The 17798-nt window shown below is 72.4% G+C and carries 7 protein-coding genes; all 7 read left to right on the top strand.

Features of this window, described 5'->3' with window-relative positions; genetic code table 11:
- Nucleotides 1–18: 18 nt before the first annotated feature.
- The 7 genes from FFI97_RS00480 to FFI97_RS00450 all read left to right on the top strand — a co-directional run bounded on the left by FFI97_RS00480 (nt 19) and on the right by FFI97_RS00450 (nt 17787).
- Entirely contained in the window at nt 19–771 is a 753-nt protein-coding gene (locus FFI97_RS00480; RefSeq protein ID WP_139703108.1) for a serine protease, read from the top strand.
- A gap of 32 nt (nt 772–803) precedes the next feature.
- A complete protein-coding gene (locus FFI97_RS33515; RefSeq protein ID WP_185993525.1) occupies nt 804–1268 on the top strand; it encodes a hypothetical protein in 465 nt (154 codons plus the stop codon).
- Between the two features lie 64 nt (nt 1269–1332).
- On the top strand, nt 1333–2619 hold the full coding sequence (locus tag FFI97_RS00470) for a trypsin-like peptidase domain-containing protein (protein ID WP_139703106.1): 1287 nt from the start codon (nt 1333–1335) through the stop codon (nt 2617–2619).
- A 108-nt stretch (nt 2620–2727) separates the two neighbouring features.
- Nucleotides 2728–3450 carry a TonB C-terminal domain-containing protein gene (locus FFI97_RS00465; protein ID WP_139703105.1) on the top strand — a complete coding sequence of 241 codons (723 nt, stop codon included), beginning with the start codon at nt 2728–2730 and terminating at the stop codon, nt 3448–3450.
- Between the two features lie 10 nt (nt 3451–3460).
- Nucleotides 3461–3997 (top strand): RNA polymerase sigma factor, encoded by a 537-nt coding sequence (locus tag FFI97_RS00460; RefSeq protein WP_062483065.1) that lies wholly within the window; start codon nt 3461–3463, stop codon nt 3995–3997.
- Between the two features lie 73 nt (nt 3998–4070).
- On the top strand, nt 4071–5036 hold the full coding sequence (locus FFI97_RS00455; protein ID WP_185993524.1) for a FecR family protein: 966 nt from the start codon (nt 4071–4073) through the stop codon (nt 5034–5036).
- Nucleotides 5037–5175: 139 nt separating this feature from the next.
- On the top strand, nt 5176–17787 hold the full coding sequence (locus FFI97_RS00450) for a filamentous haemagglutinin family protein (protein WP_144004325.1): 12612 nt from the start codon (nt 5176–5178) through the stop codon (nt 17785–17787).
- Nucleotides 17788–17798: the final 11 nt, after the last annotated feature.

Genomic DNA, 17798 nt, shown 5'->3' with positions numbered 1-17798 from the left:
AGCTTTCGTGACTGTCCGATGCCCCCTCTGCTGTTGTCTTCTGCCGGCCCCCGCCCGCGCCCGTGGGCGTCGTTCCTGCTGGCCATGGCGTTCGCCGCCCTGGCCGGCGCGGCGCATGGCACGCCGCCCGAGGCCAACGCCAGCGGCGTGTTCCTCAACGCCGCCGGCGACGTGCTGACCGCGCGCCATGCGGTGGCCGACTGCCGTTCGCTGTTCGCCCTCAAGGACGCGCAGGTGACGCAGGCCCGGGTGATCGCCGAGAGCGCCGAGCTCGATGTCGCGGTGCTGCGCACCACCCTCACGCCGTACCTGCACGCCACGCTCGCGGCGGACGCGCGCACGCCGGCCCCGGGCAGCGTGGGCGTGTTCACCGAGGCCTACGCGGTGCTGCAGCGCATGCCCGACCGCGCGGCGTTGCTCAGCAACGCCATGACCGTGCCCGGCGTGGAAGGGTTGCAGCTGCTGTCGGGCGTGCAACCCGGCGCCAGCGGCAGCGCGGTGCTGGGCGCCGACGGGCTGCTGCTCGGCGTGGTGGTCGAGCGTGTCGCCGCCGCGCCGCATGCCTCGGGCATGGTGCTCAGCCGCGCGGCCTCGGCCGCGGGCGTGGCGGGCGGCGTGACGCGGGTGCGCGCGGTGCCGGCGGCGCGCCTGCGCGACTTCCTGGACGCCCACGGCATCGCCTACACGCAAAGCCGCGAACCGCAGCTCGGCCCCCAACAGTCGCCCGCCGCGCGGGCCTCGACCCTGTCGGTCGGCGTGCTGTGCGGGTGAGCGTCCTTCTTCGATTTTTCATTGGAACTCCCATGACCTCTTCTTCCGGCAAGACCCGCGGCTGGCGCCGCCTGCGCCTGGCGCTCGGCGGGCTCGGCCTCGGGCTGTCCGCCGCCGCCGCGCCCCTGGCCGCATCGGCGCAGGCCCAGCCGCAGGTGCCGCAGCACTGGATCAGCTACGCCAACCTCGCCAGCAACCAGCTGCAGTCGTCGCTCAGCGACCCGGCCAGCGACACCGTGGTGCGGTTGCACACGTGGATGCAGGAACGCATGCTGAAGGAAGGCCAGCCCGTGCCGCCCGCGCCGGTGGTGGTGCGCGTGTGGGTCGCGGGCAGCGGCAAGGTCGAGCGCGTGGCCTTCGATTCGCTGGGCGATGCGCAGGCCGACACCGACCTGCGCGCGCTGCTCACCGCGCAGCCGCTGGCCGAGCCGCCGCCGCGCGACATGCGCCAGCCGATGGTGCTGCAACTCACGCTCAGCTTTGTCGCGCGCACCTGACCGATCGCGCCGCCTTTGCGTGGCGCTGCTGGGCCTGGCGGCTTCAGTACCGCTGCACGCCGCCATGCCCTGGCCCGTGCCAGGGCTCGCGGCATTGGTGAAGGCCTTCGGGCCGGCCGTGGTCCACATCGGCGTGGAGCGGCCCTCGGTGCCGGCGCGCCGCTTCAGCGACCGCTGGCTGCTGCGCGCGCCGCCGGCCGAGGCCGACGAGAGCAGCCTGGGCAGCGGCTTCCTCGTGAGCGCCGACGGGCTCATCCTCACCAACGCGCACGTCGTCGCGCACGGCACGCAGATCCGCGTGAAGCTGCCCGACCGGCGCGAGTTCCGGGCGCGGCTCATCGGCCTCGATGCACTGGCCGACGTCGCCCTGCTGAAGATCGACGCGACCGGCTTGCCCACGGTGCGCATCGGCGACCCGGCGGACGTGGAACCCGGCGACGGCGTGGCTGCCATCGGCTCGCCCTACGGCTTCGGCAACTCGGTGACGGCCGGCATCGTCAGCGCCAAGGGGCGGTTGCTGCCGGGCGCGGAGTCGATGCAGTTCCTGCAGACCGACGTGCCGATCAACCCCGGCAACTCGGGCGGGCCGCTGTTCAACCTGCGCGGCGAGGTGATCGGCATCAACTCGCGCATCTACAGCCGCAGCGGCGGCTACCAGGGGCTGTCGTTCGCCATTCCCATCGACGCCGCCATGCGCATCAAGGACCAGCTGCTGGCCACCGGCACCGTCACGCGCGGGCGCATCGGCGTGTCCGTGCAGGAGGTGGGGCAGGCGCTGGCCGACACCTTCCGCCTGCCGCGCCCGGCCGGCGCGCTGGTGACCGACGTGGAGCCGCGCGGCGCGGCGGCGCGCGGCGGGCTGAAGACCGGCGACGTGATCCTGTCGGTGCAGGGCCGCGAGGTGGTGCAGGCGGCCGACGCGCCGGGCTTCATCGCCGAGCAGGTGCCGGGGCAGCGCGCGCGCCTCATGGTGTGGCGCGACCGCGCCGAGCACGTGGTCGAGGTGAAGGTGGAGGGCTACGACACGCCGCGCCTGCAAGGCGAGGCGGCGACGGCGGCCTCGGTGCCTTCGCGCCTGGGCTTCGCGGTGCGCCCGCTGGCGCCGGCCGAGCGGCAGTTCCTGCGCGTGGAGGGCGGGCTGCTGGTGCAGCGCGTGAACGTGGCGGCGTCGCGCGCGGGCGTGCAGCCGGGCGACGTCATCCTGGCGCTCAACGGCCAGCCGATCGACAGCGCCGAAGCCCTGACCCAGGCGCTGGAAGGAGCCGACGGCACGGCGGCGCTGCTGGTGCAGCGCGCGGGGGCGCGGATCTTCGTGCCGATCTGCGCGCAGGCCGGGTCGCCGAAGTGCTGAGCAAGGCGTTGCGCTGACCGGCCGCGTCATTCGAGCGTCACGAAGCGAACCTAGCATCCGCTTCGACATGCCCCCCGGGCGGCGGCTTTCGCCGGGCGTATCGAACTCATGCGGCATGCACCTCCTTCCTTTCCTCTCGTCTCCCTGGTCGGCATCGCGCTGGTCGCCTGCATGACCGGGCCGTGGATGAGCGCCCGCGCGCAGTCCGACGCGGCGCCGCTTCGGCCGCAGGCCGCGCGCATCGCCTTCGACATTGCGGCCCAGCCGCTGGCCGCCGCGCTGGAGCAGTACGGCCGCGCGACCGGACTGCCCGTGTTCTTCGATGCCGAACGCGTGGCCGGACGCCAAGCCGCGCCCGTGCACGGCCTGTTCGATGCGCAGGCCGCCCTCGATGCGCTGCTCGCGGGCACGGGCCTGGTTGCCGACGACGCCGGCGTGGGGGCCACGACCGCCTTCGTGCTCCGGCTCACTCCGGCTGTGCCTGCGTCGGCACGTCCGACTGATGCGGTGCAGGCCGGGCCCGCCACCGCGCACCGCGGCTACGACGGGCTGGTGCAGACCCGCGTCTGGGAAGCCCTGTGCGCCCACCCGCGCTCAGCACCGGGCGGCTACCGCGCGGCGATGCGTTTCGTGATCGACGGCACCGGCCGCATCGCCCATGCCTTCCTGCTGCACACCAGCGGCGATCGCGTGCGCGACGAGGCCATCCTCGACACGCTGCGGCAGCTGCGCATCGATCGCGCGCCGCCGCCGGACATGGCGCAGCCGCTCACGATGCTGATCCTGCCGCGCTCGCAGACGCCCGGGCTCGAGTGCCCGGTGCGCCGCTGACGCCATCGCCATGCCCGAGAACGCGCTGCCCGCGTTGCGCGACTTCCTGGTCGCGCGCTACGACGAGCTCAAGCAGCGGCTCGCGCGGCGGCTGGGCAATGCCGAGCGCGCCGGCGACGCGCTGCAGGACACCTGGCTGCGCCTGGAAAGCCGCGACGACATCGACGGCGTGCACGACCCTGCCGCCTACCTGCTGCGCGTGGCCGTCAACCTGGCCTACGACCAGGTCGCGAAGCAGGGGCGCCTGGCCACGTCCGACGAGATCGAGGCGCTGCTCGACGAAACGCCCGACCCCGCGCCGGGGCCCGCGCAGATCGCGCAGGACCGCGCGGAGCTGGCCACGCTGCGCGCACTCATCGAGCGGCTGCCGCCACGGCGCCGGCAGGTGCTGGTGATGGTGCGCTGGCAGCACTTGCCGCAGCGCGAGGTGGCGGCGCGGCTCGGCATCTCGCTGCGCACGGTGGAGAAGGAACTCAAGGAAGCGCATGACCACATCGCCGCCCGCATGGGTCGAACGCCCGAAGCAAAGGAGCCGCATGAAAAATAAAGTGCGGTTCACCGCGTCGAGAGCCGTCTCATGGGTATGCGACATCTTTCAACGCGCACGGGTTGACGCCCCGATGACCCCGTCCGATGCACACGCCCAGGCCTTGCGCGAAGCGCAGACCTGGCTGCGCCGGCTGTCGTCCGGCGCGGCCACGCAGCACGACGTCGAGGGCTTTCGCCGCTGGCGCGATGGCAACCCGCTGCACCAGCCCGCGCTGGCGCAGGCCCGGCGCCTGTGGCAAGCGCTCGACCCGGCCATCGGCGGCATGCCGGCCGAAGTCCAGCGAGCTCCCGTGCTGTCGGCGCGGCCGGTGGCTGCGCGCCGCGCGTTCCTCGGCGCGGCGGTGGGCGCGGCCGGGGCCGCGGGTGTGGCGGTGGTCTCTCCGCCGCTAGGCCTGTGGCCGTCGCTCGGCGAGTGGAACGCCGACTACCGCACGGCCACCGGCGAGCAGCGCGCGGTGCAGGTGGCCGAGGGCGTCGACCTGGTGCTCAACACGCAGACCAGCGTGCAGCGCCGCAGTGTCGAGGGCCGCGTCGTCGGCATCGACCTGATCGCGGGCGAGGCGGCCCTCGACCTGGTGGCCGGGCCGCAGCCCTTCGGCGTCGTGGCGGGCGCGGCCCGCAGCGAGGCGCAGGCCGGTCGCTTCGAGGTGCGCTACCTCGCGGGCCGGGGCTGCGTGACCTGCCTCGAAGGGCGCGTGCGCGTCACGCACGCGAGGGGCACGCGCGATCTGCAGGCCGGCGAGCAGGTGCTGTACGACGCGGGTTCGCTCGGGCCGGTGGCAGCCGTGGCAACCCGCGAGGCCTCGGCCTGGCGCAGCGGCGTGCTCGTGTTCAGGCAGACGCCGCTGGCGCACGTGATCGAGGAGATCAACCGCTACCGGCCGGGCCGCGTGGTGCTGCTGGCGCAGCGCCTGGCCGGGCGCGAAGTCAGCGGGCGTTTCGCCATCGCTTCGCTCGACACGGTGCTGGTGCAGATCCAGCGCTCGTACGACCTCGAGGCGCGCGCGCTGCCGGGCGGCGTGCTGCTGCTTAGCTGATGAATGTGACAGCCTGATTGGCCCTCGCGTGCGCTCAGGATTGGTCCAGAAACTTAGCGGTTTTGTTTGCGTCTGTCGGTCTGTCCAGTAAGGGGCACGGATTCCGTGCCGGTGCATTTCATTCTTTACTGGGCGTCAGATGAACACACACGAGGGACACCGCAGCCGCCGCCAGGGCGCTGCCGTGCAGGCGAGGAGTTTCCGGATTTCGCCGCTGGCACAGGCCATGGCGCTGGCGCTGGCCGCCGGCGCGGCCGCCGCACCGGCGCATGCGCAGCGCGCCTTCAGCCCGACTTGGTTCAACGCCAAGGGCGCGGCGCAGGCCACGGCCACGGCCACCGGCCTGATGCCCAACGGGTCGCCGGCGGCGCAGCTCACGAGTCCGCTCGCGCAGCAGCAGCGCGCCAGCGAGCAGCTGCAGCAGTCCATCGGCAACCTGAACTTGGCGGCACGCGGCATCGCGGCGCAGCAGGCAGCACAGGCGGCCGCGCGGCGCGCCGCGCAGAACGACCCCTCGGTGCCCGACGGCCTGGCCGAAGGCGGCCTGAAGGTCGACACGAATTCGCTGACCGCCGGCTGGTCGAATGCGCGCGCGCTGACCGGTGATTCACAGCGGCAGGTCGATGGCCGCACGGTCGTCACCGTCGAGCAGACAGCCGACAAGGCGATCCTGAACTGGGAGACCTTCAACGTCGGCAAGAACACCACGGTGGCTTTCGCGCAGCAGAAAGACTGGGCGGTGCTCAACAGGGTGAACGACCCGCAGGCGCGGCCGAGCCAGATCCAGGGCCGCATCAAGGCCGACGGCACGGTGATGGTGCTCAACCGCAACGGCATCGTGTTCAGCGGCAGCAGCCAGGTCGACACGCGCAACCTCGTGGCCGCGGCGGCGCAGATCGACGACGCGCAGTTCCAGGCCCACGGCGTGTACGCCAACGGCAACACGCCCAACTTCAAGAACGCGCAAGGCCGCGTCGAGGTGCAGCCCGGCGCACGGCTTTCCACGCCCGCGCCGGGCTCGGCCACGCAGGGCGGCGGCTATGTGCTGCTGCTGGGCGCCGAGGTGCACAACGCCGGCGAGATCGCCACGCCCGGCGGGCAGACGATGCTCGCGGCAGGCGACCACTTCACCATCCGCAAGGGCGTGGGCACCGACGGCAACCTGGGCTCGACCACGCGCGGCAACGAAGTCGCGGTCACGTTGGACACGAACAGCCCGGCGGGCACGGTGCGCAACACCGGGCTGATCCAGGCGACCACCGGCGACGTCACGCTGGCCGGGCGCGAGGTGGTGCAGGGCGGCGTCATCCTGTCCAGCACCTCGGTCAACACACGCGGCACGGTGCACCTGAACGCGACCGGCGCCACGGGCCAGGTCCGGTTCGGCGAAGGCAGCACCACGGCCATCGTGCTCGACACCGGCGGCGCGACCGCGCTCGACAGCCAGCGCGCCGGGCTCATGGCGCCGGCGGTCCTGCTGGGCACCGGCAGCATCGTGCTGGCGGGCAACGACCGCCGCGACCTGTCGCGCGTCGAAGTCGCCAGCGGCGGCACGGTCGAGTTCCAGGCCGGCTCGCTCACGCTGGCCACCGGCGGCCAGGTGGTGGTCGACGCGAAGCAGCGCAGCCTCGTGCGCGAGGGTGCGCGCATCGACGTGTCGGGCGCGGTGGGCGTGAAGCTCGCGATGGAGTCCAACAACATCAAGATCAACGTGCAGGGCAACGAGCAGCGCGATGCGCCGCTCAACCGCGACAGCAAGAACCTCAACAACAACGACCTGTGGATCGACCGGCGCTCGCTGGTCTTCGTGCCCGGCGGCACCGGCGGCTACCAGGGCGAGCGCTGGTACACCGGCGGCGGCCTGCTCGAGGTGAGCGGCTACCTGGGCACGCAGGCGCACGGCGTGGGCGAGTGGATGGCGCAGGGCGGCGTGGTGGGCTTCAGCGGCGGCGAGCTGGTCACGCAGCGTGGCGCGAGCATCAACATCTCGGGCGGCACGCTCGACGTGCTCACGGGCAAGCTCAACCAGAGTTGGCTCAAGGGCGCGGACGGGCGGCTCTACGAAGTGTCGAAGGCGCCGGGCGACCTGCGCTACACGGGCGTCTACAAGGGCTTCGAAGACGAACACGCGCGCTGGGGCAAGAAGACGACGGGCTTCTTCTACAACCCGCTGATCGGCCCACAGACGCGGCTGGAAAGCGGCTACACCGTGGGCCGCGACGCCGGCCTGCTCATCGTCGGCACCCAGGCCGCGGTGCTCGAGGGCGCGATCGTCGGCGAGACCTTCCAGGGCGACCGGCAGACGCAGGCGCGGCAGGCCGGGCTCGATGGCTACCAGCAGTCGACCGGCGCGGTGGCGCAGCGCGGGCAGCTCGTCGTGGGCCGCTACGACGCCTACTACGACAAGACGGGCGGTGCGATCCACCGGCGGCTCGATGCTGCGGGCATCAAGAACGTGGTGCTCGGCGACACGGCCGAAGGCATTGCGGCGGGGCTCGACCTCTCGACGGTGTTGCCCGCGGAGCGCCGCGACACGCTGGTGCTCGATGCGGCGCAGCTCAGCGGCTTTGGCCTGGGCGCGGTGCGCATCGCGGCCACCGACAGCATCGCGGTCGACAAGGCGCTGCAGGTCGGCGACGGCGGCCACCTCGTGCTGTACAGCCCGAACGTGAAGGTCAACGCCGACCTCGTCGCGCGCGGCGGCGGCATCCAGTTGGGCAACGTGCTCGAACAGGTCAGCCTCAACTACCTGAAGGACACCAGCACGCTCACCGCGCCCGACGGCGGCACGAGCTCGGTGGTGCTCGCAGGCGGCGCGACGCTCGACACCCGCGGCCTGTGGACCCACCTGCTGACGAACCCGGCCGACGCGGGCGGCGTGGCCTACCGCAACGGCGGCAGCGTGTCCGTGCGCAGCACCGGCGATGTGGTGCTGGGCACCGGCAGCGTCATCGACGTGTCGTCCGGCGCGGCGCTGTTGTCGAAGGCCAAACAGCAAGGCGGCAAGGGCGGCAGCGTCACGCTCGAGGCGGACGGCTTCAACACGGGCAGTGGCCATGTCGCGCTCGACGGCGCGGTGCTGCGCGGCCACGGCGTGGACGGTGGCGGCACGCTGAGCGTGCAGACGATGCGCGTCGCCATCGGCGACACCTCGGGCACGGCGCAGGCCGACACGCTGATGCTCGACGCCGGTTTCTTCGACAAGGGCTTCAGCCGCTATGCGCTCATCGGCAACCATGGCCTCACCGTGGCCGACGGTGCGCAGATCGACGTGACGATGCCGGTGTACCGCTTCGGCGCCCACGCGCAGGACGTCGCCACCGGCAGCCGTCCGGCCGACGCGCTCGAGGTGTGGACGCCGCCGCTCTACCAGGAAGACGCCACCCAAGCGGTGCTCACGCAGCGCAAGGGCGCGAGCCTGTCGCTGCAGGCCGGCACGACGACCACGCTCGCCAAGGAGCTGCCGACGGTGCAGGCCGTGGTGGGCAAGGGCGCGGCGATCCATGTCGACCCGGGCCAGGCCATCGAGGTGCGCAGCGCCGGCCAGCTCACGGTGGACGGCACGCTGCGCGCGAACGGCGGGCGCATCGTGCTGAAGACGGTGGACATCACCGACCTCGAGGCCGACATTGCCAATGCAACGGCCCATGCCCGCTCGATCTGGATCGGCGGGCAGGCGGTGCTCGATGCGTCGGCGCACGCGGCCACCGCCACCGACACCACCGGCAAGCGCTACGGCCTGGTGCGCGACGGCGGCAGCATCGTGGTCGGCGGCGAGATCGATCCGGTGGGGAGCAAGGCCACCGCGTCGCAGAACTTCGTCGTCGTGCGCCCGGGCGCGCTGCTCGATGCCTCGGGCACGCATGCGGTGCTCGACGTGCCCGGCATGGGCGCGACCGATGTGAGCAGCAATGGCGGCAGCATCTCGCTCGCGTCGTACAACGGGCTGCAGCTGGACGGCAGCTTGCGCGCCGTCGCGGGCGGGGAGCGCGCGGCCGGCGGTACGCTGGCCGTGGTGCTCGGCACGCCGGGCCTGCGCCTGCACCTGGACCCGCTGCAGCAGGCGGAAGACCGCGTGCGCCGGCACCGCGTGCTGGTGCTGGGCGTTGAGCAGGGGGCACCGCTGGCGCCCGACACCCTGCAGGCCGGCGTCGACGACGGCGCGCTCGCCTACGGCCAGGGCCGGCTGGGCACCGACACGGTCCGGCGCGGCGGCTTCGACAGCCTCTCGCTGTTTGCCGGCTCCACGCTCGCCTTCGAAGACGGCGTCGACCTGCGCCTGCGGCAGGGCCTGCAGATCTATGCCGGCGGCCTTGCGCTTGCCAAGGACGCACCCGACGACGCGCACGTGGCGCTGTCGGCCGCGCACGTGCGGCTGGCCGGCGCGATGCCGTCGTTCTCGCGTGAAGTGCTGAGGGCGCCCATCGCCGAGGGCGGTGTGGTGCGCGTGCCGTCCGGCGCCCGCCTCGATGTGGCCGGCGACCTGATCGACATCCGCGACGGCATGGGCTTCGGCGTCAATGGCAAGGTCCCGATGCTCGACAGCGCGAGCGAAGCGCCCACGGTCGACCTGGCCGCCTTCGGCCATGTCACGCTGGCCAGCAGCGGCGACCTGCGCTTTCTGCAAGGCCGGCAAGACGTCGGCGTTTCCACGAGCCTCGTCGTGCCCGGCAGCCTGACCCTGCGCGCCGCGCAGATCTACCCGGCCACGGGCGTGGTGGCGCTGGTGTCCGCGGGCCTGGCGCCGGACGGCACCTACCGGCCCGACACGGTGCTGCGCATCGAGGGCACGGGTGCGAGCCCGCAGGTGCCGTACTCGGCCTTCGGTGACCTGTCGCTGCGCGCCGGCGTCATCGAGCAGGGAGGTGTGGTGCGGGTGCCGCTCGGCCAGCTGACGCTCGGCGACGCGCTCACCACGCAGGTCAGGCTGCTGCCCGGCAGTCTCACCTCGGTGAGCGGCGAGGGGCTCAACATGCCCTATGGCGGCACGGTCGACGGCATCAACTACCTGTACGACGGCAAGCAGGTCAAGCTCACTGGCGTGGGCGCGGGCGATACCTACAAGCGCAACCAGACGATCGGCCTCACGTTCATGGGGGCCAGCGTGCAGGGCCAGGAAGGCGCCACGCTCGACCTGTCGGGCGGCGGCAACCTCAGGGGCGCGGGCTTCGTGAGCGGGCGCGGCGGCTCGACCGACGCGCGCTTCAGCCCGCTGATGCAGGTCGGCGCCCGCGGCGGCTTCACGTTGCCGGGGCTCGCGACCAACCCGGTGTATGCCATCGTGCCCGGCGTGCAGCCGGCAGTGGCGCCCACGGGTGCAGAGAAGGGCGCGGTCGATCCGCTCGTGGGTCAGCACATCACCATCGGCGCTGGCGTGCCGGGCCTGCTCGCGGGCACCTACACGCTGATGCCCTCGACCTATGCGTTGCAGCAGGGCGCCTTCCGCGTGGAGCTGAACGGCGCGGCCGGCCTGGGCGCGCCCACCGGCACGCTGGCGATGCGCAACGGCTCGTGGCTCACGGCCGCGCAGCTGGGCGTGGGCCGCACCGGCATCGGCGACACGCTGTTCCGTCAGGCGATCGTGACTTCGGGCGAGGTGCTGCGCAGCTACTCGCAATACAACGAGATGGGCTACGCCGACTTCGTGCGCGCCGATGCGCTGCGCGTGGGCGTGCCGCGCGCCATGCTGCCGGCGGACGCGCGCAACCTGCACCTGAAGCTCGCACCCGGTGCGGGCGCCGAGGCCTTGCGCTTCGACGGCACGGCGCGCTTCCAGGTGGGCGAGGGCGGGCGGGGCGGTTCCGTGGTGGCCACGAGCAGCGAGGAGCAGCTCGGTCTCGAGATCGTCGCGGCCGGCGCGCCGGCGACGGCGGGCTTCCAGGGCGTCACGCTCGACGCCGGCGCACTCAGCGGCATGGGCGCGTCGCGCCTGGTCATCGGCGGCTTGCAAGGCGCCGACTACGGGCAGAGCGGCAACGTCATCCAGACCGGCGACGGCGGGAACAGCGTGGTGCTGCGCCAGGGGGCGGTGCTGTCCGCGCCCGAGGTGTTCCTGGCCGCGGTGGGCGTGACCGAGGGCACGCCGCTCGGCGTGGTGGTCGAGCAGGGCGCGCGCATCCACACCCTCGGCCGTGGCAAGGCGGCTTACGACGCTGGCGACGGCTTCGTCTACGCCGCGACCGGCCAGATGGTGATGGTTTCCAACGGCCGGGTGAGCACGCTGCCGGTGCCCCAGACCCAGGCCGCGTCGGACAACCGCAGCCTGCAGATCGGCGTGTGTGCCAGCGCGTCGTGCAGCGGGCAGACCGAGCTGTATTCCGAAGGCACCATCGCCATGGTGACGCCCGACCGCTTCGAGATGAACGAGGCGGTGCGCTACGGCACGCGCCACCTCACGCTGGCGGTGCGCGGCATCAACGTGGGCGACAGTGCCGCGCTGGCCGCCGCCGCACAGAACCACACGCTGCCGCCGGGACTGGCCATGAGCCAGGCCCTGCTCGACCGCCTGCTGCGCGGCGACCGGCAGTACGGCGCGCCCGCGCTCGAAACGCTGGAACTGAGCGCCAGCGGCGGCGTCAACTTCTTCGGCACCGCGGCGCTGGACACCATCGACCCCGCCACCGGCAAGGCGACGATGGCGCAGCTGGTGCTGGCCACGCCCGCCATCTACGGGCAGGGCGGCGCGGACGACGTGGCCACCATCCGCACCGGTCGCCTGGTGTGGCAGGGCGCGACCACGGCGCCTGCTGCCGTGGTGCGCGACGGCGCGGGCACCGGCAGCGGCACGCTGAACATCGAGGCCGAGCACATCGAGTTCGGCTACGGCCCCAACAGCCAGCCGAGCGGCCTGGAAGACGCGGGTCGCCTGGTGTTGGGCTTTGCCGACGTGAACCTCAAGGCCTCCGAGCGCGTGAGCGCGAACGGCAAGGGCAGCCTCTCGGTCTACCAGGCGCAGGGCGCGTACGAAGCGGGCAAGGGCTACGCGTACAGCGGCGGCAACCTGAACATCGTGGCGCCGCTGCTGACGGGCGAGGCAGGCTCGGTGAACCGCATCACGGCGGGCGGCACGCTGCGCGTGGCCGCACCCGCGGGCGCGCCGGCGGCGGCCACCGGCGATGCCGCATTGGGCGCCGAGCTGAGCCTGCGCGGACACGACCTGACGCTCGACACCGCCGTGGCGCTGCCCAGCGGCAAGCTCACGCTGAGCGCCGAACGCGACCTCACGCTGACCGACCGCGCGGTGCTCGACCTGTCGGGCCGCGAGGTGGTGTTCAACGACGTGAGCAGGTACAGCGCCGGCGGCGACGTGGTGCTCGAAAGCCTGCACGGCAACCTGCGGCAGGCGGCCGGCTCGGTGATCGACATCTCGGCGCAGAACAACCGCGCCGGCACGCTGAAGGCGATGGCGCTCGACGATGCCGCCGGCACGGTCGACCTGCAGGGCCGCATCCTCGGCGCGAGCAGCGGCCACTACGACGCGGGCGGCACGCGGGTGCCGTTCGCGGCGGGCAGCATGGACGTGCGCGCGCGGCAGTTCGGCGATGCCGAATTCGCGGCGCTCAACCAGCGGCTGAACGACGGCGGTGTGTTCGGCGCGCGCAGCTTCCAGCTGCGCCAGGGCGACCTCACCATCGGCGACGGCCTGAAGGCCGGCGAGGTGAACGTGTCGCTCGACAACGGCAGCCTCACCGTCACCGGCACCATCGATGCGAGCGGCGAGCGTGTGGGCCGCATCAGCCTGGCCGCGAAGCACAACCTCACGCTGGCCGGCAGCGCGGTGCTCGATGCGCACGGCCGCACGCTGCGCGTGGACAGCCACGGCCAGATCATCGATTCGCCGAACCGCGCGATGGTCGAACTCACGTCGAACGACGGCCAGCTCACGTTGGCCTCGGGTTCGCGCATCGACCTGCGCCACGGCACAGACGCCACGGTGGGCGGCGAACCGGGTCAGAACGACGGCAGGGCGCGCGGCACGCTGGAACTCAACGCGGGCCGCACCGGCGAGACCGTTGGCGACATCCGCATCGACGCCAGCGGCAACATCGCCATCGAGGGCGCGCGCTCCATCGCCGTGAACGGCATGTGGCGCTACGACGATGCCCGCTTCGGCACCGACGCGGCGGCCACCGGCCGGCCTTACCAGGTCATCGACCAGGCGTACCTCGACGCCAAGCACCTGCAGAGCACCGTCTTCATCGACAACGCGCTGGCCAACGGCGCGCTGATGAACGGCAAGCTCGCAGGCCTGAACAACGCGCGCTATGCCGATGCCTTCCACCTGCGCCCCGGCGTGCAGATCGTCAGCAAGACGCCCGACGGCGACCTGGTGGTGCAGGGCGACATCGACCTGTCGGGCTACCGCTACGCCAGCGCCAATCCGCACACGCAAAAGACCGGCGTGTACGGCTCGGGCGAGGTGGGCGCGCTGGCCCTGCGCGCGGGCGGCAACCTCGACATCTTCGGCAGCATCAACGACGGCTTTGCGCCGCCGCCCGACACGCCGGACGACGGCGGCTGGCTGCTGCTGCCGGGCGTCAACCTGCTGCGCGGCGACACCGTGCTGCCGCGCGGCGGCGTGGTGCTGGCCGACGGCACGACCTTCGAGGGGGGCGCCGGCACGCTCAACTACGACCTGCCGATCAAGTCGACGGCCTTCGGGGCCGGGCAGGTGATGCCGGTGGCCAGCGTGCTGGCCAAGGCGCTCGAACTGAAGGTGGGCACGGTGCTGAGCGCCGACGTGCGCGACGCCTCGGGCACGCTGCTGTTCGCAGCGGGCAGCATCGTGGGCGGCGCCAACGTGACGCTGCCGGTGGGCACGCGCCTGGGGGCCGGCATGCGCCTGCCGTCGGCGGCCACGCTGTCGGGCGTGGTGTGGCCCAAGGGCGTGCCGCTGCCCGGCGACGGCAAGAAGTTCGTGCTCAACGGCGCCCTCACGCTGCCGCTGGGCGCGCTGCTCCCGGCCGCGACCAACATCAAGCTGCCCGCCGGCGTGACCTCGGTGAATCTGCGTCCGGACGGTGCCGGCAGGCTGTGGGCCGCGGCGGCGATGCTGCCTGAAGGTTCGCAGTCGTGGTCGGTGCGGCTGGCCGCGGGTGCAGACCTGAACGCGGCGGACAACCGCATCGTGCAGGTGCATCCGGCGGCGGGCCGGGGCGACCTGCGGCTGGCGGACAGCCACTACGGGATGTTCGGCAAGCTGAAGCCCGGCGGCGCGTTGTGGAGCGTGGAAGGGTCCATCAACTTCGTGGGCGACGAGAGCATGGCTGGCAAGCCCATCGATTTCGCGGACATCCAGTACCCGGAGCTTTGCGTGGACCTTCCCAGCTATTGCGTCATCACCGCCCCGGAGTACAGCTACCTGCCGGGCAGCACGCGCTTCAGCGTGGTGCGCACCGGCGCGGCCGATCTCGACCTGCTGGCCGCCGGCAACCTGCGCATGGATTCGCTGTTCGGCGTGTACACCGCCGGCGCCTCGTCGCAGGCCACGCGGGCCGGCGACCCCTACAACCTGCCGCGCGCGGTGGGCGCCAAGGGCACGGTGCTCAACGACGCGAGCGGTGGCTACGAGAAGTTCGTCGATGGCGGCACGCAGAACCTGGCACGCGCCTGGTACCCCGCCTCCGGCGGCAACCTGACGCTCCAGGCCGGCGGCGACCTGACCGGCGACATGACGCTGACCGCCGGCGGCAGCGGCTATGGGCGGCCGAATCCTGCCGACAAGGGCTTCAGCAGCGGCGCCATCGGCAACTGGCTGTGGCGCCAGGGCACGGGCGACAGCTTCGGCGGCGCGCAGGACCAGCCCACGGCGTGGTGGATCAACTTCGGCTCGTATGTCGGCACGACCGGGGCGGCCGATAAGTTGCTCGGCTTCACCGGCTTCGGCACGCTGGGCGGCGGCGACCTGCGCGTGGACGTGGGCGGCAATGCGGGCCTGCAGGGACGGCGCGGCGCCAAGACAGATTCGTCCATCGACAGCCGGCGCAGCCAGGGCCTGGTGCTGGCGGTGGGCGGCACCGGCCGTGTGCTGGCCGACGGCAGCCTGAGCCTGACGGGCGGTGGCGACGTGCTCGTGCGCGTGGGAGGCGCCTTCAATCCGCTCCACACGCCCTACGTCGAGGGTGCCGGTGGCGACTCCGACGCCGGGCTCAACGGGGCCATCGTCAACCTTCGGGGCGACGTGCAGCTGCAGGCCGGCACCCTCGGCAGCCTGCCCCGGGTCTATGGGCTCTCCGAGCGGGCGCAGTCGCCCCGCGAGACCCGCGCCTACGACCTCTACACGGCAACCCGCGGCATGGCGCAAGGCGGCATCGTGTTGGCCCCGGGCGATGCGAACTACACGCTCGCCACGCGTGGCGACCTGGTGGTCAAGGGGGTGATCGATCCGACGCGCGTCGACCTCCCCAATGCCACGCCGTTCAGCGCCAACGGCCTGGAAGGACGGGGCCAGAGCTGGTTCACCCTGTGGACACCGCACACGGCCATCCGCCTCTTCGGCGCAGGCGGCAACCTGGTGCCGGTGACGGGTGGCGCGGGCGTACCCGTGACCGACTCGGCCTTCGTGTACCCCTCGATCCTGAGTGCGGTGGCCGCCAGTGGCAGCCTGTTCTATGGCGATGCGGCGACCTTCGACAACACCGGCACGGGCACGCCGCTGGTGCTGGCGCCCTCGGCCCACGGCATGCTGGAGTTCCTGGCCAGCGACTCGATCTATGCGGGAGGCAACACCGTGAGCCAGTCGGGCGCGGCGGCCTCTGCGCTGGCGACGCCGTTGCGTCCGGCCTTCCAGGGCACGACCGGCGATGGCACGGTGCTGGACAACCTGTCGGGCGGCAATCGCCTGGATGGCGGCGGTGTGCGTCCGCTGTTCGCCTTCGGCCCCAACACGGTGTCGGGCGAAGCGGTGGGCGAGCAGCCGGCGCGCTTCTACGCCGTGCATGGCGACCTGGTCGGCGTGAGCAGCGGGCGCATCCTGCGCTTCGGGCCTGACGATGCGACGCGTGCCGGCCAGACCTGGTACGAGGGCGCGCAGCCGGTGTGGATGATGGCTGGGCGAGACATCGTGGCGAGCGGCACGCCCATCGGGCAGGCCGAGGATTCGGGCGGCATTGCGCAGACCTACTTCGCGAGCAACGGCAACCTGTTCGCGCACCAGAAGCCGGGCGACATCTCGGTGGTCTCGGCAGGCCGCGACATCCTGTTCAGCACCTTCAACGTGGCCGGCCCCGGCACGCTGGAGATCACGGCCGGGCGCGACATCCGCATGGAGAACAAGGCCTCGGTCAGCAGCCTCGGCGCGGTGGTGCCGGGCGACAGCCGGCCCGGTGCGGGCATCGCGATGTTGGCCGGCGTGGGCGCCCACGGGCCCGACTACGCGGGCTTTGCGCAGCGCTACCTCGATCCGGCCCACCTGATGCAGAGCGGCCAGCCGCTGGCCGACCAGGCCGGCAAGGTGGTGAAGAACTACAACCGCCAGCTCACGCTGGGCGACTGGCTGCGCGCCGAGCATGGCTACAGCGGCGACGACAACGGCGCGGCGGCCTGGATGGCGCAGCGGCAAGCCCGTCTCGACGCGGACACCGGCACGCCGCGCCGCGTGCTCGCCAACGACTACCGGCAGGCGAGCCAGCTGTACCTGGTGAACTGGCTCGAAGCCTCGCAGGGCTACAGCGGCAAGGGCGGCGCACAGGAGGCGCTCGCCTTCTTCAACGCACTGCCGCCGGAACAGCAGCGCATCTACCTGCGCGGCGTGTACTTCGCGGAACTGAAGGAGGGCGGCCGCGAATACAACGACGAGGCCGGCGTGCGCTACGGCAGCTACCTGCGCGGGCGCAACGCCATCGCGTCGCTGTTCCCGGGAACGAGCTACAGGGGCGACATCACGATGTTCGGCGCGGCCGGCATCAACACGCTGTTCGGCGGCGACATCGCGCTGCTCACGCCGGGCGGACGCCAGGTGTTCGGCATCGAGGGCGCGGCGCCCCAGGCCGTGGGCACGCTGATTCCGGGTGTCATCACGCAGGGTGCGGGCGACATTTCTCTGTACGCGCTGGGCAGCATCCTGCTGGGCCAGAGCCGGATCATGACCACCTTCGGCGGCAGCGTGCTGGGCTGGTCGGCCGAAGGCGACATCAACGCGGGCCGGGGCTCGAAGACCACCGTGGTCTACACGCCGCCCAAGCGCGTGTACGACCGTTGGGGCAACGTGGTGCTGTCGTCGGACGTGCCGAGCACGGGCGCGGGCATTGCCACGCTGAACCCGATTCCCGAGGTGCCGGCCGGCGACATCGACCTGATCGCGCCGCTGGGCACCATCGACGCGGGCGAGGCGGGCATCCGCGTGTCGGGCAACGTGAACCTGGCGGCGCTGCAGATCGTGAATGCCGACAACATGGCGGTGCAGGGCAAGAGCACGGGGCTGCCGGTGGTGGCGTCGGTGAATGTCGGTGCCCTGACCAACGCCAGCGCAGCGGCGTCGCAGGCCACGGCGGCGGCGCAGGACGTGATGCAGCGCGAACGCGCTGCGGCGCGCCAGAGCCTGCCGTCGGTGTTCTCGGTGCGCGTGCTGGGCTTCGGCAACGAGCCCGCGTCCGGCGCGCCCGAGGCCCCCGAGGTGCGGCGCAGGCCGGCGGAGCAGGCGAGCTACGACCCGTCGGGCTTCGTCCAGATGGTCGGGCACGGTGCGCTCACCGACGCGCAGCTGACGCGCCTGAACGAGCCCGAACGGCGCGGCCTGCCGCGCGGCCGCTAGCCGGCGATGCA

It is taken from the genome of Variovorax sp. KBS0712 (genome assembly GCF_006323185.2).
GTDB lineage: Bacteria > Pseudomonadota > Gammaproteobacteria > Burkholderiales > Burkholderiaceae_C > Variovorax > Variovorax boronicumulans.
Note: the sequence above shows the minus strand (reverse complement) of the source record. Positions and strands in the feature narration are given on the sequence as shown.

Coding starts and splice junctions, on each gene's coding strand:
- FFI97_RS00480 (WP_139703108.1), top strand. CDS start 19: ATGCCCCCTCTGCTGTTGTCTTCTGCCGGCCCCCGCCCGCGCCCGTGG.
- FFI97_RS33515 (WP_185993525.1), top strand. CDS start 804: ATGACCTCTTCTTCCGGCAAGACCCGCGGCTGGCGCCGCCTGCGCCTG.
- FFI97_RS00470 (WP_139703106.1), top strand. CDS start 1,333: ATGCCCTGGCCCGTGCCAGGGCTCGCGGCATTGGTGAAGGCCTTCGGG.
- FFI97_RS00465 (WP_139703105.1), top strand. CDS start 2,728: ATGCGGCATGCACCTCCTTCCTTTCCTCTCGTCTCCCTGGTCGGCATC.
- FFI97_RS00460 (WP_062483065.1), top strand. CDS start 3,461: ATGCCCGAGAACGCGCTGCCCGCGTTGCGCGACTTCCTGGTCGCGCGC.
- FFI97_RS00455 (WP_185993524.1), top strand. CDS start 4,071: ATGACCCCGTCCGATGCACACGCCCAGGCCTTGCGCGAAGCGCAGACC.
- FFI97_RS00450 (WP_144004325.1), top strand. CDS start 5,176: ATGAACACACACGAGGGACACCGCAGCCGCCGCCAGGGCGCTGCCGTG.